Source organism: Pedococcus soli, from assembly GCF_054782575.1.
Genome location: NZ_BAAGSF010000005.1, coordinates 113,251 through 136,358, shown reverse-complemented (window position 1 = coordinate 136,358; position 23,108 = coordinate 113,251). Strand labels below are relative to the sequence as shown.

Genomic DNA, 23,108 nt, shown 5'->3' with positions numbered 1-23,108 from the left:
CGGTCCCGTCCCCGCTGCGACCCGGCTGGTAGAAACGAGGCATGAGCCCCCTCGAACTCGACCGCAATGAGTCCTGGCTGTCCCGCGAGGAGCTCGATGCCGCCCGCGAGCGGCTGCCGATCCTCTACGTGGACGCCGTGCCGGTGCGGGTCGACGACCGCGGGGTCCTCACGGCGGTGGGCCTGCTGCTGCGGGCCTCGGACGGCGAGATCAACCGCGAGCTCGTGTCGGGCCGCGTGCTCTACCACGAGCGGGTGCGCGACGCGCTCGTCCGGCACCTGGAGAAGGACCTCGGCCCGATGGCGCTGCCGCAGATCCCGGCCAGCCCGCAGCCGTTCACCGTGGCGGAGTACTTCCCCACGCCCGGCGTGACGCCGTTCCACGACCCGCGCCAGCACGCCGTGTCGCTGGCGTTCGTCGTCCCGGTGGCGGGCGACTGCCAGCCGCAGCAGGACGCGCTGGACCTGGCCTGGCTCACGCCCCAGGAGGCGATGGACCCGGCGCTGCTGGCCGACATGGACAACGGCCACGGGGTGCTGCTGCGCCAGGCGCTCGGCCACCTCGGCCACGCCGTCTGAGGCTCGTCAGGCCTTCTTGCGCCGCATCGCGCGGACCCGCTCGGCCCGCTCCACGCGGTCCAGCTCGTCGGCCTCGGCCAGCGTCGGGGCGGTGCCGCCGAGCCGCGGCGGCAGCAGGTGCTTCTCGGCATCGGGCCACGCCGGGTAGACGGCCTGGTCGGTGTCGAGCAGGGCCTGCATGGCCGCCTTCATCCGGGCCGTCACCTCCGTGACGTCCTCGCCCGGGGCGACGGTGATCGGGGCGCCCACGGAGATGAGCAGAGGGAATCCGTGCCGCCCCATCCGCTTCGGCTGCCCCTTGGTCCAGACCCGCTGCGAGCCCCAGATCGTCACGGGCAGCAGGGGAACCCCGGCGTCCTGCGCGAGCCGGGCGGCCCCCGACTTGAAGTCCTTGAGCTCGTACGACCGGGAGATGGTCGCCTCGGGGAACACCCCCACGACCTCACCGGCCCGCAGCGCCTTGAGGGCCGCAGCGAACGACTCGGTCCCGGCCTCGCGGTCCACGGGGATGTGGTGCATCCCGGTCATGAGCGGACCTGCCACCGGGTTGGACCAGATCGACTTCTTCGCCATGAACCGCACGAGGCGACCGACCTTGACGCCCACCAGCCCGGCGTACGTGAAGTCGAAGTAGCCGGTGTGGTTGATGGCCATCACGGCCCCACCCGAGCGCGGCACGTTCTCCAGGCCGCGCATGTGGATCTTCAGGCCCTGGGCCGCGAAGAGGGTGCGGGCCACCCCGATCACGCTGCTGTAGACGGGTTCCATGCGCCAACACTAGGGGTCTCGCGCGCCACCCACCGACCTACCCGTGCCGGGACGGGGTCCAGGCCAGCTGGATGACGTTGTTGCCGGACTCGCGGGACACCAGCCGACCGCGACCGGGCACCGCCGGCACGGCCTTGATGTTGCCGATGAGGGGTCCCTCGTCCGGGTTGCCGGACAGCAGCAGCCCCGGCGAGGCGAGGTCGCGCAGGGTCTGCATGACCTGCTCGTACGACGCGCGCCCGGCGCCACCGGACCGTCGGGTGACGACCAGGTGCAGGCCCACGTCACCGGCCTGGGCCAGCAACGGCGCCAGCGCCGCGAGCGGGCTGCCGGCCGAGGTCACGACGAGGTCGTAGTCGTCCACCAGGACGAAGACCTCGGCGCCGGACCACCAGGTGCGGTTGCGCAGCTGCTCCGGGGTCACGTCCGGTCCGGGCAGGCGGGAGCGCAGGTATGCCGCCAGCTCGGGGATGTTCTCGAGCGCCTGCTCCTCGGTGGTGAAGTAGTCCCGCAGGTACTCGTCAGGGATCTCGCCGAGCAGCGAACGCCGGTAGTCCACCGCGAAGATCTGGGCCTGCTCGGGGGTGTAGAGGCGCATCACCTCGTGCGCGACGGTGCGCAGCATGCCGGTCTTGCCGGAGTCGCTGTCACCGAACAGGTAGAGGTGCGGCTCCTCGGCCACGTCGAGCCCGATCGGCGCGAGGTTGCTCTCGTCGATGCCGAGCAGGATCCGGCGGTCGTCGGGACCGGCCATCTCACGGACGCGGTCGAGGCTGATCTCGTCGGGCAGCAGCCGCAGCTTGGGACCGGTCGGCCCCTGCCACGCGGCGTTGACGCGCTCGACGAGGTCGTCGACCCCGGCGCCGAGGCTGCCCGCGTCGCCGCTGCCGTCGATGCGCGGGACCCCGGCGAGGAAGTGGTGACGGGTGGCCTCGACCCCGCGGCCCGGACGACCCTTGGGCACGTTGGCCGCGACCTTCCGGTCGATCTCGGAGTCGCTCGGGTCACCGAGGCGCAGCTCGAGCCGGGTGCCGAAGACGTCCTTGACCGCGCTGCGGAAGTCCATCCAGCGGTTGGTGGTCGCCACCAGGTGCAGGCCGAACGTGAGGCCACGGCCAGCGAGCTCCTGGATCTGCATCTCCAGCTCGTCGAACTCGGCCCGGATCGTGGGCCAGCCGTCGACGACGAGGAACACGTCGCCGAACCCGTCGTCGGCGAGACCCTCGGCGCGGCGGCGCCGGTAGGTCTCGATGGAGTCGATGCCCTGCGCGCGGAAGTAGGCCTCGCGGCGGTCGACGATGCCGCGGACCTCGGCCAGCGTCCGGCGGACCACGTCGGGCTCGTTGCGGCTGGCGACGCCGGCGACGTGGGCGAGCCGGGCCAGCGGCGAGAAGGTGCCGCCGCCGAAGTCGAGGACGTAGAACTGGGTCTCCTGCGGCGTCGTCGTCAGCGCCAGGGACGCGACGAGGGTGCGCGCGAGGGTGCTCTTGCCGCTGCGGGGTCCACCGACGATCGCCACGTGGCCCGCGGCACCACCGAGCGCCACGCTCATCACGTCGCGGCGCTGCTCGAGCGGCCGGTCGACGATGCCGAGCGGGACGACCAGCGAACCGGCGTCACGCCAGCGACGCGACACCAGGCCGAGCTGCGGGTCGACGTCGAGGTCGCCGAGCAGGGTGTCGAGGGAGTCGGGCACGTCCAGCGGCGGCAGCCAGACCTGGTGCGCCGGACGACCCTTGCCGCGCATCTTGGCGACCGCGATGTCGAACGTCGCGCGGTCCTCCTTCGGACCGGAGTCGACGACCACGGGCTCCGGGGCGTCGTTGAGGCGCAGCACCGGGGCGGCCGAGAACGGCACGATGTCGTTGGTCGCGCCCGTGCGGTCGCTGGCCACGCGGCGGCGGGCCGGCGGAGGGCCCGAGACGTAGGCGGCCTTGAACTTGACCAGCGTCGTCTGGTCGGGCTTGAGGTACCCCAGGCCGGGGACGGCGGGCAGCTCGTACGCATCGGGGACCCCGATGACGGTGCGGGACTCCTGCGCCGAGAAGGTGCGCAGGCCGAGGCGGTATGACAGGTGCGACTCCAGCCCGCGCAGGCGCCCCTCCTCCAGCCGCTGCGACGCGAGCAGCAGGTGCATCGACAACGAGCGGCCCAACCGGCCGATCGCCACGAAGAGCTCGACGAACTCGGGCCGGGCGTTGAGCAGCTCGCTGAACTCGTCGGCCACGATGACCAGCGCCGGCAGCGGTTCGAGGTCGGCGCCGGCGGCCCGGGCCTTCTCGTAGTCGGTGACGTTGGCGAAGTTGCCCGCCGACCGCAGCAGCTCCTGGCGGCGGACCATCTCACCGTGCAGGGCGTCCTGCATGCGGTCGACCAGGCTCAGCTCCTGCCCGAGGTTGGTGATCACGGCCGAGACGTGCGGCATGTCCGCCATGCCCGCGAACGTCGCACCACCCTTGAAGTCGACCAGGACGAAGTTCAGGGACTCCGACGAGTGCGTCATGGCGAGCGCCAGCACCAGGGTGCGCAGCACCTCGGACTTGCCCGAACCCGTGGCACCGATCACCAGGCCGTGCGGGCCCATGCCCTGCTGGGCGGACTCCTTGATGTCGAGCGAGACGACCTGGCCGTTGGATCCCAGGCCGATCGGCACGCGGAGCCGGTCACGCTGCAGGCGGGGCCGCCAGGCAGCCTCCGGGTCGTAGTCGCGGACGTCGCCGAGGCCGAGCAGGTCGACGAGCTCGGTGGAGCTGGTCATGGCGTCGCGCCGCTCGGGCTCGGCACCGGCATACAGGGGGGCGAGGCGGCGGGCGGCCGCCTCGGCCTGGACGGGCGAGAGCTGGTCGGCGTACCCCTGGGCGGGGTCGGAGGTGAGGGTGATGATCTGCATCGGCACCCGGCCGGCGTAGGGACCCGAGCGCTGCGCGTTGCCGAGGGCGAGCCGCATCCGCCCCTCCTGGGTCAGCTCGTCCCACCGCTCCGGCAGGTGCAGCACGGTCACGCCCATGACCCCGTCGTCGGTGACGATCGCGTTGCCCGGGGGCACCTCGCCGCCGTCGACGACGATGAGCACGTGCGGCATGGTCGGCTGCTCGGCCGGGCCGAACCGCGGCCGGTCGGCGAGGTCGGCGGGCAGCATCGGCTCGAGGTCGGACAACGACGTCGCAAGCATCCGGGCCGGCCCGACACCGTCCCGCTCACGCTGGCTGTGGGAGTGCGGGAGCCACTTGACCCACTCCCACTCGGGGAGCGCGTCGGCCCCAGAGACGATGGCGATCTGGAGCTGGTCGGGGGCGTGCTGGGCCGCCGCGGCGGCGACCAGGGCGCGGGCGAGGGCACGCGTGGGTTCGGCGTCGCCGGTGACCTCGATGCGCGAGAAGTAGGACAACGACACCGAGGCGGGCAGGTCCGGCTGCACCCGGTGGGTGGCGAGCAGGCGGTGCAGCGCCGAGGCGGCCACGGGGTCGAGCTGGGCCATCGGCGCGGTCTCCGGCGCCTCCAGGGTGATGCACAGCGGCTGGTTGGTGCGCCCGAACCGGACCCGCAGGAAGTCGTCGTCGCTGGCGGAGCGTTCCCAGACGCGGGTGCGCTCCTCGCAGAGGGCGGCGAGCGCCTCGGGGGCCGGGTTGTTCCAGAGGGCTGCGGCCCGTTGGCGGTTGGCGGCCTCGCGGACGGTCTGGCGCACCTCGCCGAGGTAGGCGAGGTACTCGCGGCGGGCCTCGATCACCCCTGCGGTGTGCTGCTGGCGCTGGCGGTACCCGTTGACCCCGACGAACCCGAGCGAGGCGACGAGGAACATGCCACCGGCGATGTAGCCCTTGACCCCCGGCGAGGACAGCGCCACGAACGCGATGGAGCCGACGCTGCCGAGCATCGGCACCGCGTTGAGCAGCAGGCCGCTCACCCCCTCGCTGGGCGTGATCTCCGGCGGCGGCTGCAGGACGATCCGTCCCGACGGCACCTCGGGCGCCTCTTCGCGAGGTCCCCGTCGCAAGGTCACTGACATGGTGGTGTGCGCCCTCCTCGGCGTTCGTGCCCGTCCCGCCGGACGTCGCTGCCTCCCCCGGGTCGGCAGGCGTCCGCCCACAGCGGTGCCAACCTATCGCGTGGTGGTGGACGAACGGTGCAGTCTCGTCCTTCCCGGACAAACAGGCTGTAGGGTTCCCGGCGGGAGCTCGACGGCACGGTGGTCCGGACGCCGGAGCAGGTTCGCAGAGGGGGAGGTGCCGCGTTGAGCGAGGACTCGCACCGCATCTCGCTGCTCGCCGACGACCGCCGCTACGACCTCGTCGCCCCGGCCAACGCCCAGGTGGGCGACCTCCTGGCCGCGCTCGGCATCGCCCCGCGCAACAGCCCGTGTGCCGTGGCCACCCCTGCGGGGCGCGTCATCGCCCTCGGTGAGGTGCTCGGTGACGCGGTGCCGGAGGGCACCCTGCTCACCGTCATCCGGGCGACCACCCACGAGGTGACCCGCGACGTCCTCAACTTCGACCGGTCCCCCGTCGCCGGTGGTGCCCGCTCGCCCGAGGGCCAGGGTGGCCGCCAGGTCGAGGCGTCGGAGGCCACCGTGTCGCGACGCGCGCTGGCCGAGGCGACCCGCCGCCGCGACGACCTCGCCCTGCCGGCACCGGTGGACGACGCGGGGCCGGCAGCAGCGGTCGTGCGCACCACGTCGCCCGTCCCCGTGGCGACGGCGACGCTGCTGCGCTGGGTCGGCGCCGGGCTCGCCGTGGCGGCCGTCACCGTGCTGGCCCCCGGGGTGTTCCGGGCCCACGCGACGCCCGACCCCCTCGTGGCCGGCGCTGCCGCCGCCCTCCTGCTCCTGTCAGGGCTCGCCCTGGCGACCGACCACGCCGCGTCGTCGGCGGCCCGCCTCTCGCGCCTCACCGCGCCGCTGCTGGGATTCGCGGCAGGGCTGTCCCTGCCCGTGGCCACGACCCCCAGCGCCGGCCGCATCTCCCTGATCGCGGCCTGCACGGTGGCGACCGCGCTCGCCGGGGTCGCCCGGATCACCGGCGGGCCCCTCGACCGCGCCTCCCGCGCGGCGATGACGGCGCTCGCCGTGGTGGGGGGCCTCGCCGTCGTGGGGGTCCTGCTGGACTGGCCGGCGTTCGCCGTCGCCGCCGTGGTCGCCGGCCTGGTCCCCGGTGCCGTCCGGCTGCTGCCGTCCTTGGGCTTCGAGGTGCCCGACGAGCAGCTGGTCGACGTCGACCGGCTGTCGACGACCATCTGGACCGCCCGCGAGCAACGTCGACGCCGGTTCCGTCGGCTGCGCGTCGCCGAGGTCGACACGGTGTTCCACGCCGCCCGCGAGACCGTCGCGGCCGGCACGGCGTGGGGGTGCCTGCTCGCCCCCGTGGCCCTGGTCGTGGTCGTGGCCACCCCGGGGCGCTCGGGCTGGTCCACGTGGGGCACGGTCGGCCTCTGCGCCAGCATCACGGTCGCCCTCGGGTTCCAGTCCCGCACGGTGCGGGACCGCCTCCCCCGCTACGCGCTGCTCACCACCTCCGCCCTCGCCGCCCTCCTCGGCACGTATGCCGCGGGCCGGCTCGTCGGGGTGGGCATCGGGGTGGCCCTGGCGTGCACGGCCGTGGCGCTCGGCCTGGTCGCCGTCGCGGCTGCCGTCGCCCTCGGGCGGGGGTGGCACTCGACCCGGCTCTCGCGCCTCGCCGACATGCTGGAGGGACTGGCCGTCGTCCTGAGCCTGCCCGCGGCGGCGCTGGCCGCGGGAGGGTTCGAGACCATGGCCCGGATCGCCGCGAGCTGACCGGACGACCGTGACCGCAGCAGACGCCGGCCGCGCAGCAGCCACCCCTGACGCCCCGCACGCCAGGGACACCACGGACGCCGGCATGCGGCTCTGGGCCAGGATCCTGCTCGTCGTCGTGGCGCACCTCGCCCTCCTGCTCGCGATCTGGTGGTCGTGGCACCCCAGGGTTGGCGATGGCAACGCGACGCCCGGCGCGATCAACCCGCTCCTGACCGGCATCGCCGCCGTCCTCTTCTGGGCCGTGCTGCTCCAGGTCTCGTCGCGGATCCCGTTCCCCGTCCTGTGCGGACTGTTCGTGCTGGTGCCGTTCTGCACCTTCTTCCTCCAGCACGCCGGGGCACGCTGGTGGACCACCGACGTCATGCGCCCGACCGGACAGGTCGAGGTGACCCGCGTGGACCGGTTGCTGAACGGCGCGAGCCGCGTCGAGGTCCGTCCGACCGGCGGTCAGGGCCCGAAGACGGTCGCCTGGTCCACGATCGGGCAGCGCCGGACCAACGAGTACTCCTTCGCCCGCATCAGCACCGGCGAACACTACGAGCTGGTCACCGACCCGACCGGGCTCGTCGTGCCGCTGATCCAGCCGATCGGGTACCGCGACTCCGCCGCTCGTCCGGACACCGCCGTCTGGGGCCCCGTGACCGCCGCCGCCCTCGTCGTGCTCGAGCTGGTCAGCGCGTCGGCCCTGACGCGGCACCGCAGCCAGGTGCAGGCGGTCGACGACCGGAGGCGCCCCGGCCGGCGACGTCGGAGGCGACGGGCCGCCGCCTAGCCGCCCTCAGTCCACGCGGGGCAGCGGCTTGGCCGCGATCTGCTCCATCTGGGCGTGCATCTCGCGCAGGTGCTGCTGGGCCGCGGTGAACGAGACCTGCAGCTCCTGGGCGGACTCCTCGCGACTGCCGAGCTCCTCAGCCTGCACCCGGGCCACCTCGCGCACGTTCTCGGCAGCCGTGCGCCGGACGTTCTCGGCCGGGACCGAGTCGTCGAGGCCGTGCACGATGGCCGTCAGGCTCGTCTCCCCCAGGTCGATCCGGCGCTGCAACCGCTGCCAGTCGGGTCCGAGCTCACCCGAGCGCGCCTTCTTCGCGCGGTCCTCGTCCTTGTCCTCGACCGTGCTGAGGTACTTCTCGTGCTCCGCGATCGCCTCCCGGGTCTGGCGGTCGATGTCGGCCCGGATGCCGCGCATCTCCCCGAGCAGGGCCCGCACCTGGGCGATGGACCGGTCCGCGTCGCTCATGCGCTCACACCCCGAACTGGTTCTGCGCGGCCTCGTCCATCCGGGACCCGTTGTAGGCCGCGAGGCCGCCGGAGATGCCGTTCAGGGCGAGCTTGATGACGTGCATGATGTTGACGACCGCGTAGATCGCGTCGATGAAGCGGTCGATGGTGTCCAGGACGCGGCGGATCAGCTTGACGGCCTTGTCGAACCGGTCCCAGAAGCTCTTGATGTGGATCGCGATGTCAGCCGCCCCGACGAGCCAGCCCACCACGGGGACGGACGCCTCGATGATGAGCCGTTCGAGGATGTCGCTGATGAACGACACCAGCGTCGCGATGCCGAGGGCCGCGGACTTGGCCACCTCGATCAGGCTCCCGGTGAGCTCCCCGATGAGGTCGCACCCCTCGGCATACGTGGCGTAGTTCTGCCCGAGCTGCACCATCCGCGAACGGAAGGCCTCCGCGGCCTCGCCGTCCCAGACGTCGACGGTGTTGACGTCGAGCTCGGTGAAGTTCTCGCCGACGCCCTTGCACATCTGGCCGGCGTCCGCCCAGCCCTGCTTGGCGACACCCATCAGGCCCCAGTCGCCGCACAGCGGCTTGACGAGCTCCACCAACGGGTCGGTGCCGAACGCCTGTCGGCAGAACCCCAGCAGGTGGCCGATGAGGAAGCCGCAGCTCGACTCGAACTCCTCGATGAAGTCGTCGTCGGGTGCGACGGCCAGGCACTGGTCGTAGCCGGACGGGTCGACCTTCTCGTAGACGCTCACCACGTGCCCCCCTTGTCCTTGGTCGCCCAGCGGATCGCCTCGGTGTTGGCCGGGCCGTCGACGGCGTCGTCGGTGCGGCCGGTCTGGCCGAGGGTGTCGGCGAGGCGGTGGCCGGCGTCGAGGACGCCCTGGGTCTCGCTCAGCACGGCCCCGGGCGCCTGCAGCGCCTTGGCGCCCTTGCCCACCAGCTCGGAGTCGGGGTTGCTCAGGGCTCCTGCCGCCGGGCTGCGTGACCCGTCCTCGTCCTGCCGCCCCGGGACGTGGTCCCGCGCCCAGTCCTGCCCGCCGGCATACGCGTCGCGCTGGCGGTTGCGCAGGTAGGTGCCCCGCTCGGTCGGCGACATCCCGTCGAGCTTCTGGCGCAGGGCGTTGACCTGCTTGGTCAGGCCACGCTGCACCCAGTACTTCGGGTCGGTGCGGTCCGCGAGGTCGTCGGCGCGCTCGTGGACCCGCCACAGGTCCTTGGGGTTCTGGCGCAGCGGCTTGGTCAGGGTGTCCGTCGTACTGACGACGTCCTTGCCGCCCTTGAGGAACGAGAGCTGGTCGAGGAACCCGAACGGACCCGACCCACCGCGTCCGCCCGGTCCGATCGGTGCCCCCGGCCGGACGGTGCCGCCCCGCGGCGCCTCGTACGGCGCGTCGACCCCCTGCTTCGCGGCGATCCGCTCGTAGGCGGCCCGGTCGCGGGCGATGAAGTCGGCGCGGGTGGCGGCGGTCTTGTCCGAGGCGACGCGGGCGATGGTGGCGCCGTTGGTCATCCCCTGCGAGCCCGCGTCGTACGCGCCCCGGTAGTGGCCCTCGAGCAGCCCGAGGACGCCGGTGAAGGCGCCGTTCGCGCTGCAGTTGGTGCGGACGAACGACCCCACCCCCTGCATGTGCCCCTGCTGGCGGTCCAGGACCTGCCCGATGAGGTCCATCTGGGCGATCTCGACCTTGATCTTCGGTGCCATGCTCTTCCCCCTTCGCCGACGTGCCGGACTACTCCCAGACGGAGTCGCTCGCCTCCGCGTCGTCGTACCAGTTCTCCTCGTCCTCGTGGGTGAGCAGCTCGCGGTCCTTGCGCTCCTGCTCGGAGCTGCCGCCGCGGGCCGCGCCGCCGTGGGCCCCCACGACGCCCTGGCCACCCTGGCCACCGCGCCCGGAAGCGCCCGCGACCGCACCCGTCCGGCCACCCCCGGAGCCCGAGGTCCCGGAGCCCCCAGAGCCCCCTGCGCGACCGCCGGAGATGCCGCGACCACCGGCGCCCGCGCCGGACTGGCCACCACCGCCGGGCACCAGGGAGGTGCCTGCGCGTCCACCTGCGCCGTCGAGGCGGGGCACGCCGTACTTGCCCGACCCGGAGGCGCCGCTCACGGTCGAGCCGCGCGCGCCCGAGGCACTGCCCGAGCCACCGCCCGGCACCATGCCGGTGCCACGACCGCCGGCGCCCGACGCGACGATGTTGGTGCCACCCCCGGCCCGGGAACCGGGCACCGCCGAGGTGCTGCCGCCGAGCCGCCCGGCGCCCGCACCGCGGGCCGCGCCGCCGGCGGCGTTCGCCGCACCCGACAGCGTGCTGCCGGCGCGCCCCGCGGCGCCGCGGATCGCCCCGCCGAGGCCACCCGCACCCCCGGCGACCATGCCGATCGTGCCCGCCGTCCCGGCCAGGCCGCCCGAGCCGGAACCGGACCCGCCGAGGCCGCTGGTGCCGGTGGCGCCGTGCAGGCCACCGGCGACCGGCACCGAGCCGGTCACCGTGCCGTCGACGCTGGTGAGCCCGTCGTAACCGGTGCCGACCACGCCGGTTCCGCCGGTGCCGTCGGTGCCGCCACCGCCGGTCCCGTCCTCGGGGATGATCTGGGGGACCATCGGGTCGCCGGGGAGCCCCTGGTAGCCCGTCACCGTCGGTGAGCCGACCCAGCCGGCGTTCGAGATCGTGGGGGTCGCACCGGTGTTGCCGCCGGAGTACCCGCCGCCACTGCCGCCACCGCTGGGCGTGCCGCCCCCGCCGCCACCACTGGGCAGCGAGCCCCCGCCGCGGCTGTAGTCGTCCTTGGCGTCGACGGGCAACGTGGTCGTGGCACTGGCCATGTCGACCTTGAGGGCCCGGAGAGCCTTGTCCGCGGCTGCCTCGCGCTGGGCCTCACGGTCGGCGACGGCCGCGTCGTAGGCGCCCTGGTCGAACTTCTTCCCCACCGGTCCGGGGCTGTCGACCCCCTCCTGGCGCATGTACGCCTGGCGGTCCGGAGAGGTGTCCACCGTCTCGACGTCCGTCGCCAGCGCGGTCTGGGCCGCGGACACGGCGGTGTCGGCCTGCACCAGCGCGGACTTGACCTCGCGCAGCGCAGCGGCGTGCGCGGTCAGCTGGGCGGTCAGCGTGTCCATGGCGGTGTAGGCCGCCTTGGCCCCCTCGCCCTCCCAGTCCACCGCCAGGTCGTTCTTGGTGTTCTTGATGCTCGTCACGAGCTGGTCGATCTCGACCGCAGCGTCCTCCCAGTGCTGCGCCTGGCCGGCGATGTTGCCCGCGGCCGCCTGGATCTTCCTGAGCTCTGCCTCCTTGGCGCCCATCTCAGCTCCCCTCCCCTGGTTGTGCGGCCGCCGGACGGGCGGCCCCCTTGCGACTGACGACGAATGCGGTTCCTGCGGCGAGCACGACCACCAGCACGACGACCCACACCCAGGCCGGGACCCCGCCGCCGTCACCCGACTGCTGCGCGGTCGCGGAGCCGTCCTTGCCGGAGGTGCCTGCCGGTGCCGAGCTCGTGGACGAGGACGTGGACGAGGACGCCGACGAGGACGGCGAGGCGGTGGACGACGGCGACGACGTGGCATCGTCCGCCAGCACCCCCGAGGCGACCTCCTCGGCGGTCGGGCCGAGGCCGTTCGCGGTGCGCAGCAACGGGTTGGTGTCCGGGTAGGACGTCGGGTCGACCCGCACGGCGTCAGCGGGGGCGAAGATCCCCCAGCCGAAGCCCGTCCTCGTCGAGTCCTGGATCTTGGGGAAGCCGGACCCGACCCTGCGGTAGGCCGCGATCCACCCCTTCGCGCCGCTGTTGCTGGTGCCCTGCTTCATGCCCGGGTTCTTCAGGGCGCCCTGCAGGACCTGGTCCGCGGTCGCCCCGGGGTACTTCGACCAGTAGGCCGCCAGGCCGCCGGCGACCAGGGGCGCGGCGAACGACGTCCCGTCGACCAGCTTGCCCTGGGCCACCCACGTCCCGCCCCGGTGCTCGCCCAGGACGAGGCCGACCCCGGGGGCGCAGAACGCGATGCCGTACCCGATGTCGTTGGCGCCCCGGGGATCCAGCTGCGCCTTGCTGTCGCAGGCGTTCACCGCGACGACGCCGTTGTATGCCGCGGGGAAGCTCACGGCCCCGTCACCGGTGGCCGCGACGACGATCGCGCCCGCGTGCTGGGCGCGCAGGACGGCCCGCTTCTCGTCGCCGCTGGTGCTGCTCGAGCCGAAGCTGAGGTTGACGATCTTCGCCCCGTCGGCGAGCGCCTTCTCCATCGCGATGAGCAGGGGTGAGCGCTTGTCGCCGTCGTCCTTCACGCCGCAGAGGTTCTTCTCCCCCGTGCCGATGCTGTAGTGGCGCAGGGTGACCTCGGGGGCGATGCCGCGCACGCCCGGCGTGCCACCGGAGCGCGCACCCGTGCCGACGATCACCTGGGCGATCTCCGTCGCGTGGTCGGCGTCGGCGTCGGCGGCTGTCGCCGGTGCCGTGCACGGGGTGAACACCGAGGCGATGCGGCCCTTGACGTCCGCGGCGTCCGGGTCGATGGTCCCGTCGATCACCGCCACGGTCACGCCCTTGCCCTTCGCGCCGGCCGCCGCGAGGTCGTCGAAGCCCATCGCCGCGGGCCACCACGGCGTCGGGTTGGCCGCCTCGGCCGACGACGCCAGGGGCGAACCGGCCCCCGCGACCCCGGGCAGGGCGACGAGGGCAGCGGCCACGACGGCGACCAACGACGTCCGCACGACGGATCGGGTGGGACGGTTCACGGGACGGTGCCCTCCTCGGGACTCGTGCGACAGCGGTGGGTCGGTCGGTCGGTGCGGGGCCTCAGCGGGAGGCCTGGACGGCCGTGTCGCCGTCGTCGGGCGCCGGCGGGGCACCCATGACGTTGTCCGTGCCGGTGGCGGGCTGGGGGCCGGCTGCCGGGTCCGTGCCCTGTCCGGTGCCCTGGTCACCGCCCTGGCCGGTGCCGCCGTCGACGGCGTCCTTGCGGGCCTGCTCCTGCACCTTCTCGGCGTCCCTGGCCTCCTGCGTCTCGTTGGCCCGGGTGTTGCGCTGGGTGCTGTGCAGGTTCTCGGCCGCCTTGGGTGCGGCGAGCGTGGCGAACACCTCGCCGGCACGGTTGTCCTTGTCCTCGAGGTGCGTGGCCACCTGGAGCAGCTTCTCCTGGTAGTCCTTGACGTCCTGCTCGACACCCTTGAGCGTGTCCTCGTAGATCTGCTTGGCCGTGGCGTAGACCGAACCGAACTCCTTGCAGGAGTCGATGCCGGAGAAGGAGTCGGCGTCCAGGGTCGTCCCCACGACCTTGGACCGGCTGCCGGTGGCGCGCTCGGTCCACGCCGCACCCCGGTTGTTCGCGAGCGTGCGGATGATCTCGAAGTCGGCCTTGAGCTTGCCGTTGGTGAAGCGGTACCCCTGCGCCTGCTGTCGGTCTTCGTCGGGCAGTGCCATCTGATTCCCCCCTGGGTCTAGTCGTGGACCTGGTGCCAGTGGTCGCGGCACGTGCCGGACCCCTTGCGGGCTCCGGCACGACCGTGGCGACTGGCTCCTACTGGAACAGCCCGGCGGACTTCTTGTCGCCGTCCCGGTAGTCCTCGTTGCTGGTCTCGACGGCGCTGCCGATCTCGGCCAGGACGAGCTTCATGTCCGTGATGGCCTGGGTCCACTTCTGCTTGGCCTGGGTGTAGGCCTCCTTGGCAGAACCGTCCCACTCGCTCTTCAGCGGAGAGAGCGCCTGGTCCATGTCGTTGAGCTTGTTCTCGATCTTCGACGCGCCCTGGGCGATGTCGCCGGCAGCCGCGCTCAGTCCTCCGTGGTCGACAAGCATGTCTCACATACCCCCGTACTTGTTCTTCATGGCGGTCGCGGCGTTCTCGTCGCGCTCGGTGAAGGTGTTCTGCGTCGTGCGCAGGTTCTCCTCGAACGTGGACAACGCGGCGATGATCTTGGCGGAGTCCTCCTTCCAGCGGGTGAAGGTGGCCTGGAAGCTGGCCGCTCCCTGTCCCTTCCACTGGCTCTGCAGACCCTGCAAGCGGCCCTCGAGGGACTTCAGCTCGTTGTCGAGCTGTCCCCGGTAGTCGCTGACGATTCCGGCGCCTTTATTGAGTACGCCATCTCCAGCAGCAAGCATGGTGCCTCCCAACTTCCATTTCTGGCCCCCCTGGGGGCGCGCTGATCCCAGCTGCGTGCGCATGGGACGGACCCCGAAACACCATCCCCCGAGGTCCGATTTGAGAGACTAGCAACGTTTGGAACAGCGCAACATGGGGAGAACTCCCCCTTATGCTGCGTCTGGCCCCACCGGGGCCGAAGGACATTTCGTCGTCACCGGGAGGGGCCCGTGACCGTGAGCACTGGCAGTTCTGGCACCACCACGTCGCTCATCCGGCTGTCGGTCACGGCGGGGACGCGCCGCGCGGACCTCGGTCTGCCGGGCGGCATACCCGTCGCCGAGCTGGTGCCCGAGCTGGCCCGCGAGCTGGGGCAGCTCGATCCCGCCACGGCCAGCCGGGGGTTCCGGCTCGTGCGGCACGACGGGATCACCGTGGAGCCGGACCGCAGCCTCGCCGCCCAGGGGGTCGAGGACGGGTTCGTCCTGTCCCTCGAGCCGGCCGGTGACCCCGTCGAGCTCAAGGTCTACGACGACGTGGTCGAGGCGGTGGCCGACCTCGTGGAGTCCTCGTTCGCACCGTGGACGCCCGAGAACTCCGCGCGGACGGCCCTCGGTGCCGCGGTCGCCCTGTTCGGCGCGGGCGCCGTCGCGCTCGTGACCGCCCGCACGAACGGCGTGCTCGTGGTGGGCATGGCCGGTGCCGTCGCCGTCCTGCTCGTCATCGCCGCCGCCGTCCTCTCCCAGGCCCGCCGCCAGTCCGTGTCCGGTGCGGCCCTCGCCCTGGCCGCGAGCGCGTATGCCGCCGTGGCCGGCTTCGCCGTGCCGCTGGACGGGACCGTGTGGGGACGCCCGCTGATGGTCGCCGGACTCGGCGCGGCCGTGGTCGGGGCCCTCGGGGTGCTCGTCGTCCGCGAGCACCGTCAGGTGGTGCTGGTCGGCCCCGTGGTCGGGCTGGTCCTGGCCGTGGCCGGCGCCCTCGTCGCCTACGCCGGCTTCCCGGTGGACGGCGTGGCCGCGGTGGTCTTCGCGGTCGCGGTCATCGCGGGGAACCTGTTCCCGTGGTTCGCCGTGTCGTCGAGCAGGCTGACGACCCACCCCCCTCGCACGGACGCGGAGATCTTCGCCGACGCGCCGACCGTCGACAGCCGCTCGGTCCGCCGCCAGGTGGTCGCCGGCCACGACCTCATGCTCGGCCTCGGGATCGCCGCTGGGCTCGTGGCGCTGCTCACCGCGCCGTTCGTCGCGCGCACCGGCTGGCTGGGACCCGTCCTGGGTGCCGTCGGTTTCGCCGCGGTCCTGCTGCGCACCCGCCACAGCCGCACCCACGCCACCGTCCTGGTGGCCATGGTCGTGGGCATCCTCGGCCTGTCGGTGGTCGGGGTCAGCGCCGCCCTGGCGCACCCGTCCTGGCGACCGCTGCTGGGTGTCGCCCTGGCCGGAGCCGCCGCGGTCGTCGTGGGCCTGGCGCTGGTGGCGCCGCGCTCGAGGGTCCGTCTCGGCCGCGTCGCGGACGCCGTCGACGGCGTCTGCCTCGTGGCGCTGCTGCCGCTCGCGGCTGCCGCGGCCCACGTGTTCTAGGCGGCACCGCAGCTCCGCTCCCGGGCGGCGCCGCGGCTCCGCTCCGGGCGGCACGGCACCGCGGGCGGAGCAGACCCGCAGCGGTCCGGTGGGATTCGTGGGATTTTGACGCGTGGCGCGGCATTTCCCCTAGAATCGCACCGGCCCGGCGCGGCACCCAGGGATGAGGGGGGCAGCGGCACCGGGGCGACCACACGACGTTCGACTCGTCCAGGGGGACACACCGTGACATCGACTTGGCGCTCGCTCGCGCTCACCACCGCCGTCATCGCCGGATCGGGCCTGATGTTCCTGGGCCAGCAGTCCGCCTCGGCCGACACGGCCACGCCGTGCGTGACGACCACCAGCGCGACCGTCTCGGTCGACCTGACGGGGACCGGCCCCGCCGCCTGCGGCATCGACGCTCGCGACGACACCACGCCGCTCGACCCGCCGGAGCCGGTCTGCGAGATCCTCCCCCAGCTCTGCGAGACCACCACGACGACCGTCCCCGACGAGACGACGAGCAGCACCACGACGACCACGACCGACCCCGGCCCGACCGACCCGCCGACCGACACCGTGACGTCGACGACGAGCACCACGGCGACCCTGCCGACGCTGCCCACCACGAGCACGACGAGCAGCGCGTCCACGACGTCCGAGCCGTCGACGACCTCGCAGCCCCCCACCAGCGGACCTGCGACCACGACCTCCAGCTCGACGAGCACCGCGCCGGGCACTCCCGGTGGGGGGACCGGCACCGGCGGCGGGACCGGTGGCGGCACCAGCGCCCCCACCGGCACGCTCGGCACCGACCCGGTCGACGTCGAGGGCAGCGTGGGGGCCGGCGACTGCACCGGGTTGCAGTGCGCCGACCAGTCCTACCTGGACGCCCTCGGCTCGCGCACCCAGCAGAACGCCGCCGTGCCGGCCGCCACCGGCGGCCAGGGTGCGCTGGCCAGGACCGGCGCCGAGCTGTCCTCGATGACCACGCTGGCCGGCGGACTGCTGCTCGGCGGCGCCCTGCTGCTCACCGCCCGCAGGCGCCTCACCCCGGGGTACGCCCGCCGCCACTGACCCGGGTGGGGTCCGTCCCCGCCCGGCCACCGGCCCCCGGCCACCAGGTCCGGGCCGACACCGGCCGGGTTCGTGGCCCCGACCCCACGCAGCACGGCCACGCACCTAGGGTGGTCGCAGCCGGACCAACCACCGCGAAAGGCAGGGAACGGGCGTGGCCACCAAGAAGGATCTGGTCGAGGCCCAGGCCTTCAGCCGTCGTCGGCTGACCACCGCCTTCGTCGCCGGCGCCCCCGGTGGACGCGAGGTCGAGCCTCAACGCCCGCTGCGGGCCATCGTCGGCGGGATCGCGGTCACCGTCCTGCTCGGGGTGGGGGGCCTGGTCGCCGGCGCCCTGAAGCCGCCGCTGCCGACCGGCTGGGACGACAACCACCTCGTCATCGCCAAGAAGAGCGGTGCCCGGTACGTCGCCGTCAAGAAGACGCTCTACCCGGTCATCAACACGACCAGCGCTCGACTGCTCATCCCGTCCGGTTCGTTCTCCGTGGTCACCGTCGACGACGACAAGATCGCGACCACCCCGCGCGGACAGACCATCGGGATCCTCGGCGCCCCTGACTCGCTGACCCCGCCGTCTCGGCTGGCGCGGACCGGGTGGGTGTCCTGCCTGGCCCAGGACGGGGCCACCAGGACGGTCGTCGGACCGGGCTCCACCAGCGCGCCGGCCACGGGCCGCGCCACGGTGGTGCGCACCGCCGACGGCCTGTTCGTCGTCACCGGCCGGTACCGGCTCCCGATCTCCGGCAAGGACGCGGCGGCAGTGCTGCGCCAGCTGCGCCTGGACGCGGCCACCCCCGTGCCCGCGCCCGCAGCCTGGACCGGCCTCTTCCCTCAGGGCCCGACCCTCGGCCCCCTCCGGGTGGACGGGGCGGGCAAGGCCCTGCCCGACCTCCCTCCGGGTGCGGTCGTCGGCTCGGTCCTCGCGGTCAAGGACTCGGGCGAGACGCCCCGCCGCTACGTCGTGACGCCCACGGGTGAGCTGGCCCTGCTGTCACCGTTCGCCTACGCGCTCTACCAGATCGGGTCCGGTCGGGCGCTGGGCGCGGACCTGCAGGTCACCCCGGCCGAGATCGCCGCCCTCAAGACCACCGACCGGTCGATCGTGCCGTCCCAGTGGCCCGAGGAGCTGCCCGCCCCGGTCGACGGGCAGGCCTGCGCGACGCTCACGTCCGGTCCGAGCACGCTGCCCACCACGGCCCTCAGCACGTCGAAGGACGTGCGCGCGACCGACGGCACCGTGACCGAGGTGGCTGCCGGGTCCGGAGCCCTGGTCCGCGCCATCGGCGACAACATCGTCAACCGCGGCCCCGTCTTCGTCGTCGACCCGACGGCCACCGCCTACAGCGTCGACGGCGGTGACGACACCCTGGGCCGACTCGGGTACGCCGCCGCCGACGTCGTCCCCGTCCCCCAGGCGTGGGTGGACCTGTTCCGCTCCGGCCCGACCCTCAGCGTGGCGGCGGCCCAGCAGGCCGTCACCACCGGGAAGAAATGACCCGCGCCCGGCTGGCCGCCGCCGTGGTCGCCGGCCTGCTCGGCGGTGCGGGGCTGGTCGCCACCTCGGCGGCACCGGCCGCCGCGGCGAGCTGCGACAAGGACAAGACGACCTACGTCAACGAGGAGCCGCAGGCGCTGCAACGCCTGAACGCGCGCTTCGCCTGGACCCTGGCCACCGGCCGTGGAGTCACGGTGGCGGTGGTCGACTCCGGGGTGGAGGCGAAGAACGCCCACCTCGGACCGGTCCTGGTCGGTGGCAGGTCGTTCGTGCCCGACCTCGGTGCCCGCGGTGACGCCGTCGGCCACGGCACAGCCATCGCCGGGCAGATCGCGGCCCGGCCGGTCAAGGGGTCCGGGGTCATCGGGCTCGCCCCCGACGCACGCATCCTGCCGGTCCGCGTCTTCTACGCCGACGACGAACAGTCCCGCAGCGCCGGGGTCGGGCCGCGACCCGACCGGATCGCGGCCGGCATCCGGTACGCCGCCGACCAGGGCGCCAAGGTCATCAACGTCTCGATGAGCACCCCCTCGGACGACAGCCGGTTGCGGGACAGCGTCGCGTACGCCACGAAGAAGGGCTCGCTCGTCGTCGCCTCCGCCGGCAACCGGAACGTCTCGGAGAACAAGTCCGACGGGCCCCGCTACCCCGCGGCCTACCCCCAGGCCGTCGCCGTCGCTGCGGTCGACACCGCGGACCAGGTCGGCGAGGGGTCGATCCACGGACCCCACGTCGACGTCGCGGCACCGGGCACCCGCATCCTCACCACGTTCTACGCCGCCGGGGACTGCCTCCTCGAGGAGGAGGCGGAGTCGACCAGCTTCGCGACGGCATACGTGAGCGCCGCGGCGGCGATGCTCGCCGAACGGTTCCCGGGCGAGGGGCCGGCCGGGTGGAAGCACCGCCTCGAGGCCACCGCCTCCCGCGACCAGCGCGACACCCGCGACGACTCCGCGGGCTGGGGACTGATCCAGCCCTACGAGGCCCTCACCGCGCTGACCGACGGGAGCGTCAGCGGTCCCGTCGCACCGGGTGCCACCAGGCCGCCCGTGGTCGCCGCGCCGGCCACCCGGCTCGACCTCACCCCGGCGTCGGACCCCCGCGCACCGGAACGCACCGCGGCCACGTGGTGGTCCCTGCTCGGGGTCAGTGCACTGGTCGCCCTCGCGCTGGGTGGCGTCCTGCGCCCGGGCCGGCGCCGCGCCGCCACCTGAGGGTCCGCGGCGGGCACTGCCCCGCGGCAACCGGTTGGTCAGCGCACGAGCCGGGATGGGAAGATCACGCCATGACCGACGCACCCTCCACGCCCCGCGCTGCCACCATCCCCGACCGGCCCTCCATCGACGGGCTCGAGGACACGTGGTCGCAGGTATGGCGCGAGCAGGGCACCTACGCGTTCGACCGGGCCTCCGCCCACGAGCGCGGCCGGTCCTCGGTCTTCTCCATCGACACCCCGCCGCCGACCGCGTCGGGTTCGCTGCACATGGGGCACGTGTTCTCCTACACGCACACCGACTGCATGGCGCGGTACAAGCGGATGGCCGGGTTCGAGGTCTTCTACCCGATCGGCTGGGACGACAACGGCCTGCCCACCGAGAAGCGCGTGCAGAACTACTACGGCGTCCGCGGCGACGCGACGCTCCCCTACGCGCCGGACTTCGAGCCGCCGCACCGCGGTGACGCCAAGAGCCTCAAGGCCGCCGACACGATGCCGATCTCGCGGCAGAACTTCATCGAGCTGTGCGACGAGCTGACCGTCAAGGACGAGGAGGCGTTCGAGAGCCTGTTCCGCCGGATGGGCTTCTCGCTCGACTGGGACATCTCCTACCGCACCATCGACGACCACTCCCGAGCCACGGCCCAGCAGGCGTTCCTGCGCAACCTCGCCCGCGGCGAGGCCTACCAGTCCGAGGCTCCCGGCCTGTGGGACGTCACCTTCCAGACCGCCGTGGCCCAGGCCGAGCTCGAGGCCCGTGACTACCCCGGCGCCTACCACCGCGTCGCCTTCCACGGCGCCGACGGCCCGATCCACATCGAGACCACCCGCCCCGAGCTGATCCCGGCCGTGGTGGCGCTGATCGCCCACCCTGACGACGAGCGGTATGCCGCGCTGTTCGGCACCACGGTCACGTCACCGTTGTTCGGGGTCGAGATCCCCGTCGTCGCCCACCCGGCGGCCGAGCCCGACAAGGGCGCCGGCATCGCCATGTGCTGCACCTTCGGCGACCTCACCGACGTGCTGTGGTGGCGTGAGCTCCAGCTGCCGACCCGCTCGATCATCACCCGCTCCGGCCGGATCCAGGCCGAGGTCCCCGACTGGGTCGCGGGCGGTCCCGGTGAGGCGCTGTTCGCCGACGACGTCGCGGGCAAGACGACCTTCAGCGCCCGCGAGGCGATCGTGGCCGCGCTGCGCGAGTCCGGTGACCTCGACGGCGAGCCCAAGGCCACCCAGCGCAAGGCCAACTTCTACGAGCGCGGCGAGAAGCCGCTCGAGATCGTCACCTCCCGCCAGTGGTACATCCGCAACGGTGGACGCGACCGCGAGCTCAACGCCGAGTTCATCGAGCGTGGGCGCCAGGTCGAGTTCCACCCGGCGTTCATGCGCGCCCGGTACGAGAACTGGGTCAGCGGTCTCAACGGCGACTGGCTCGTCTCGCGCCAACGGTTCTTCGGCGTCCCGATCCCCGTCTGGTTCCCGCTCGACGACGCCGGCGACCCGGTGTACGACAAGCCCCTGGTGCCCTCTGAGGACGAGCTGCCGGTCGACCCGGCGGCGCAGGCGCCCTCGGGGTACGACGAGTCGCAGCGTGGCGTGCCCGGTGGGTTCGTCGGCGACCCCGACATCATGGACACCTGGGCGACGTCGTCGCTCACGCCGCAGATCGCCGGTCGCTGGCGCGACGACCCGGAGCTGTTCGCGGACGTCTTCCCCATGGACGTCCGCCCCCAGGGCCACGACATCATCCGGACCTGGCTGTTCTCGACGATGGTCCGCTCGCACCTCGAGTTCGACTCGGTGCCGTGGCACAACGCCGCGCTCTCGGGCTGGATCCTCGATCCCGACCGCAAGAAGATGAGCAAGTCCAAGGGCAACGTCGTCACGCCGGAGGACGTCGTCAAGGAGCACTCGGCCGACGCGGTCCGCTACTGGGCGGCCAGCGGCCGCCTGGGGGCCGACGCGGCCTACGACACCGGGCAGATGAAGGTCGGCAGGCGCCTGGCGATCAAGGTCCTCAACGCGACCAAGTTCGCCCTGAGCTTCGGGGAGGTCGAGGGCGATCTTGCTGCGGCAGTGACGAACCCGCTCGACGTCGCCATGCTCGCGGAGCTGCGTGACGTCGTGGGCAAGGCGACGGCCGGGTTCGAGTCGTGGGACCACACCCGCGCGCTCGAGACGACCGAGACGTTCTTCTGGACGTTCTGCGACGACTACCTCGAGCTGGTCAAGGACCGCGCCTACGGCGGGCAGGGCGACGAGGCCGCTGCGTCGGCCCGCGCTGCCCTGCGCATCGCCCTCGACGTGCTGCTGCGGCTGCTCGCGCCGTTCCTCCCCTACGTCACCGAGGAGGTCTGGTCCTGGTGGCACGAGGGCTCGGTCCACCGTGCCGCGTGGCCGACCACCGACGACGTGGCCGTCGGTGCCGGTGGCGACCCGGCCGTCCTCACCGCGGTGGGCGAGGCCCTCGCCGGCGTCCGGAAGGCCAAGTCCGAGGCCAAGGTCGGCATGCGCGCCGAGGTCGCCTCGCTCGTCCTCGCCGGCCCCGCGGAGTGGGTGGCCCGGGTCCAGCTCGCCGAGACCGACCTGCGCGCCGCCGGCCGCATCACGGCGACGCCGACCTATGCCGAGGCAGAGACCCCGGAGGTCCGGGACGCCGAGCTCATCCCGGTGGAGAAGCCGAAGGCCTGAACCCTGCGCAGCCCGTCGGGCTGGACGGCGACCCACGGGACGTCCCAGCCCGACAGGCGCAGGGCCCGGCCTGCGAACCGGTCCTCGTCGAGCAGGGTGACCTGCCCGGTCGCCGGGTCGTAGACGTCGAGCACCCGGTCGCCATCACCCGGCAGCACGAGGGTCACGTGCCGGGGCAGGGTGGTGCTGCCGATGTAGAGCAGTGCCGGCTCCCCCTCGGCCACCACCTCGAGCAACCTGGCGTGGGCGGTGCGGAGCCCGGCGGTGGTGAGCGGGCGCACCACCCGCAGCTCGTAGCTCGCGCCCTTGCGGGCGGCCCCGAACTCCAGCTCCTTGCGGGCGCCCCACGGGGGCGTGCCGAGGGCCCGGGGCCACGGGAGGTTCAGTCGGCGTCCCCCGGCGAACAACCGGTTGGTGCGTGCCATGACCACCCGCTCGTATGCCGCGAAGCGCTCCTTCTCGGTCGCGCCCGCAGGGGCGTCACCCCGCGGCTCCTGGCCCGTGGTGATCCACCGGGCGAAGGCGGGGTTGACGAGCATCCGGGCCACGGTGAGACAGGCCGACCCGCAGGTGACCGGACTCTGCTGCACCGGTCCCACGTCGCCGCTGCCCAACCGGTACCCCATGGCCATGGGCCCAT

Annotated in this window: 19 protein-coding genes; 8 read left to right on the top strand and 11 right to left on the bottom strand. The window is 73.2% G+C overall.

The genetic code is table 11. The features are described from left to right. Positions 1-41 precede the first annotated feature (41 nt). Positions 42-578: an NUDIX hydrolase family protein gene (locus tag ACYVKF_RS13760; RefSeq protein WP_056917738.1), complete on the top strand. Its 537-nt coding sequence runs from the start codon at positions 42-44 to the stop codon at positions 576-578. Positions 579-584: 6 nt separating this feature from the next. On the opposite strand, the gene ACYVKF_RS13755 is transcribed toward ACYVKF_RS13760, so the two are convergent. Both ACYVKF_RS13755 and eccCa read right to left on the bottom strand, forming a co-directional pair. Continuing rightward, complete coding sequence (locus ACYVKF_RS13755; RefSeq protein WP_056917739.1) at positions 585-1,346, bottom strand: lysophospholipid acyltransferase family protein; 762 nt, start codon at positions 1,344-1,346, stop codon at positions 585-587. A 37-nt stretch (positions 1,347-1,383) separates the two neighbouring features. Next, complete coding sequence (gene eccCa / locus ACYVKF_RS13750) at positions 1,384-5,307, bottom strand: type VII secretion protein EccCa (protein ID WP_460967113.1); 3,924 nt, start codon at positions 5,305-5,307, stop codon at positions 1,384-1,386. A gap of 270 nt (positions 5,308-5,577) precedes the next feature. On the opposite strand from eccCa, the gene ACYVKF_RS13745 reads away from it, so the two are divergent. Together ACYVKF_RS13745 and ACYVKF_RS13740 are read left to right on the top strand one after the other, a co-directional pair. Further along, positions 5,578-7,113 (top strand): hypothetical protein, encoded by a 1,536-nt coding sequence (locus ACYVKF_RS13745; protein WP_460967111.1) that lies wholly within the window; start codon positions 5,578-5,580, stop codon positions 7,111-7,113. Positions 7,114-7,123: 10 nt separating this feature from the next. Continuing rightward, complete coding sequence (locus ACYVKF_RS13740) at positions 7,124-7,888, top strand: hypothetical protein (RefSeq protein ID WP_460967109.1); 765 nt, start codon at positions 7,124-7,126, stop codon at positions 7,886-7,888. Positions 7,889-7,894: 6 nt separating this feature from the next. Here the strand turns inward: ACYVKF_RS13740 and ACYVKF_RS13735 are convergent, their stop codons facing one another. From ACYVKF_RS13735 to ACYVKF_RS13700, 8 genes are all read right to left on the bottom strand, one after another. Further along, on the bottom strand, positions 7,895-8,353 hold the full coding sequence (locus tag ACYVKF_RS13735; RefSeq protein ID WP_056917743.1) for a hypothetical protein: 459 nt from the start codon (positions 8,351-8,353) through the stop codon (positions 7,895-7,897). Positions 8,354-8,357: 4 nt separating this feature from the next. Beyond that, positions 8,358-9,104, bottom strand: coding sequence for a hypothetical protein (locus tag ACYVKF_RS13730; RefSeq protein ID WP_157581641.1), 747 nt, complete (start codon positions 9,102-9,104; stop codon positions 8,358-8,360). Further along, positions 9,101-10,054, bottom strand: a complete 954-nt coding sequence (locus ACYVKF_RS13725) for a hypothetical protein (protein WP_460967107.1) — start codon at positions 10,052-10,054, stop codon at positions 9,101-9,103. Before ACYVKF_RS13725 ends, ACYVKF_RS13730 begins: the two co-directional genes overlap by 4 nt. Positions 10,055-10,082: 28 nt before the next feature. Then, positions 10,083-11,651: a WXG100 family type VII secretion target gene (locus tag ACYVKF_RS13720; RefSeq protein ID WP_460967105.1), complete on the bottom strand. Its 1,569-nt coding sequence runs from the start codon at positions 11,649-11,651 to the stop codon at positions 10,083-10,085. A 1-nt stretch (position 11,652) separates the two neighbouring features. Further along, entirely contained in the window at positions 11,653-13,083 is a 1,431-nt protein-coding gene (locus ACYVKF_RS13715) for a S8 family peptidase (protein ID WP_460967103.1), read from the bottom strand. A gap of 61 nt (positions 13,084-13,144) precedes the next feature. Beyond that, positions 13,145-13,768, bottom strand: a complete 624-nt coding sequence (locus ACYVKF_RS13710) for a hypothetical protein (RefSeq protein ID WP_460967101.1) — start codon at positions 13,766-13,768, stop codon at positions 13,145-13,147. 97 nt (positions 13,769-13,865) lie between these two features. Then, a complete protein-coding gene (locus tag ACYVKF_RS13705) occupies positions 13,866-14,144 on the bottom strand; it encodes a WXG100 family type VII secretion target (RefSeq protein ID WP_235529277.1) in 279 nt (92 codons plus the stop codon). Between the two features lie 3 nt (positions 14,145-14,147). Beyond that, a complete protein-coding gene (locus ACYVKF_RS13700; protein ID WP_235529278.1) occupies positions 14,148-14,447 on the bottom strand; it encodes a WXG100 family type VII secretion target in 300 nt (99 codons plus the stop codon). Positions 14,448-14,663: 216 nt separating this feature from the next. Between ACYVKF_RS13700 and eccD the strand changes: the two genes are divergently transcribed. From eccD to valS, 5 genes are all read left to right on the top strand, one after another. Then, entirely contained in the window at positions 14,664-16,007 is a 1,344-nt protein-coding gene (gene eccD / locus ACYVKF_RS13695) for a type VII secretion integral membrane protein EccD (RefSeq protein WP_460967099.1), read from the top strand. A gap of 225 nt (positions 16,008-16,232) precedes the next feature. Continuing rightward, the gene (locus ACYVKF_RS13690) at positions 16,233-17,066 is read left to right on the top strand and encodes an LPXTG cell wall anchor domain-containing protein (RefSeq protein ID WP_460967097.1); all 834 of its coding nucleotides are present in this window, start codon (positions 16,233-16,235) and stop codon (positions 17,064-17,066) included. A gap of 154 nt (positions 17,067-17,220) precedes the next feature. Next, positions 17,221-18,561 carry a type VII secretion protein EccB gene (eccB, locus tag ACYVKF_RS13685; protein WP_056917751.1) on the top strand — a complete coding sequence of 447 codons (1,341 nt, stop codon included), beginning with the start codon at positions 17,221-17,223 and terminating at the stop codon, positions 18,559-18,561. Next, entirely contained in the window at positions 18,558-19,775 is a 1,218-nt protein-coding gene (locus tag ACYVKF_RS13680; protein WP_056917752.1) for a S8 family serine peptidase, read from the top strand. The genes eccB and ACYVKF_RS13680 overlap by 4 nt, the downstream gene beginning before the upstream one ends. Positions 19,776-19,846: 71 nt before the next feature. Continuing rightward, complete coding sequence (gene valS, locus ACYVKF_RS13675; protein WP_460967094.1) at positions 19,847-22,468, top strand: valine--tRNA ligase; 2,622 nt, start codon at positions 19,847-19,849, stop codon at positions 22,466-22,468. Here the strand turns inward: valS and ACYVKF_RS13670 are convergent. After that, on the bottom strand, positions 22,399-23,100 hold the full coding sequence (locus tag ACYVKF_RS13670; RefSeq protein ID WP_235529279.1) for a hypothetical protein: 702 nt from the start codon (positions 23,098-23,100) through the stop codon (positions 22,399-22,401). The genes valS and ACYVKF_RS13670 overlap by 70 nt on opposite strands. Positions 23,101-23,108 lie beyond the last annotated feature (8 nt).

Coding starts and splice junctions, on each gene's coding strand:
- ACYVKF_RS13760 (WP_056917738.1), top strand. CDS start 42: ATGAGCCCCCTCGAACTCGACCGCAATGAGTCCTGGCTGTCCCGCGAG.
- ACYVKF_RS13755 (WP_056917739.1), bottom strand. CDS start 1,346: ATGGAACCCGTCTACAGCAGCGTGATCGGGGTGGCCCGCACCCTCTTC.
- ACYVKF_RS13735 (WP_056917743.1), bottom strand. CDS start 8,353: ATGAGCGACGCGGACCGGTCCATCGCCCAGGTGCGGGCCCTGCTCGGG.
- ACYVKF_RS13725 (WP_460967107.1), bottom strand. CDS start 10,054: ATGGCACCGAAGATCAAGGTCGAGATCGCCCAGATGGACCTCATCGGG.
- ACYVKF_RS13720 (WP_460967105.1), bottom strand. CDS start 11,651: ATGGGCGCCAAGGAGGCAGAGCTCAGGAAGATCCAGGCGGCCGCGGGC.
- ACYVKF_RS13710 (WP_460967101.1), bottom strand. CDS start 13,768: ATGGCACTGCCCGACGAAGACCGACAGCAGGCGCAGGGGTACCGCTTC.
- ACYVKF_RS13705 (WP_235529277.1), bottom strand. CDS start 14,144: ATGCTTGTCGACCACGGAGGACTGAGCGCGGCTGCCGGCGACATCGCC.
- ACYVKF_RS13700 (WP_235529278.1), bottom strand. CDS start 14,447: ATGCTTGCTGCTGGAGATGGCGTACTCAATAAAGGCGCCGGAATCGTC.
- ACYVKF_RS13680 (WP_056917752.1), top strand. CDS start 18,558: ATGACCCGCGCCCGGCTGGCCGCCGCCGTGGTCGCCGGCCTGCTCGGC.
- valS (WP_460967094.1), top strand. CDS start 19,847: ATGACCGACGCACCCTCCACGCCCCGCGCTGCCACCATCCCCGACCGG.
- ACYVKF_RS13670 (WP_235529279.1), bottom strand. CDS start 23,100: ATGGCCATGGGGTACCGGTTGGGCAGCGGCGACGTGGGACCGGTGCAG.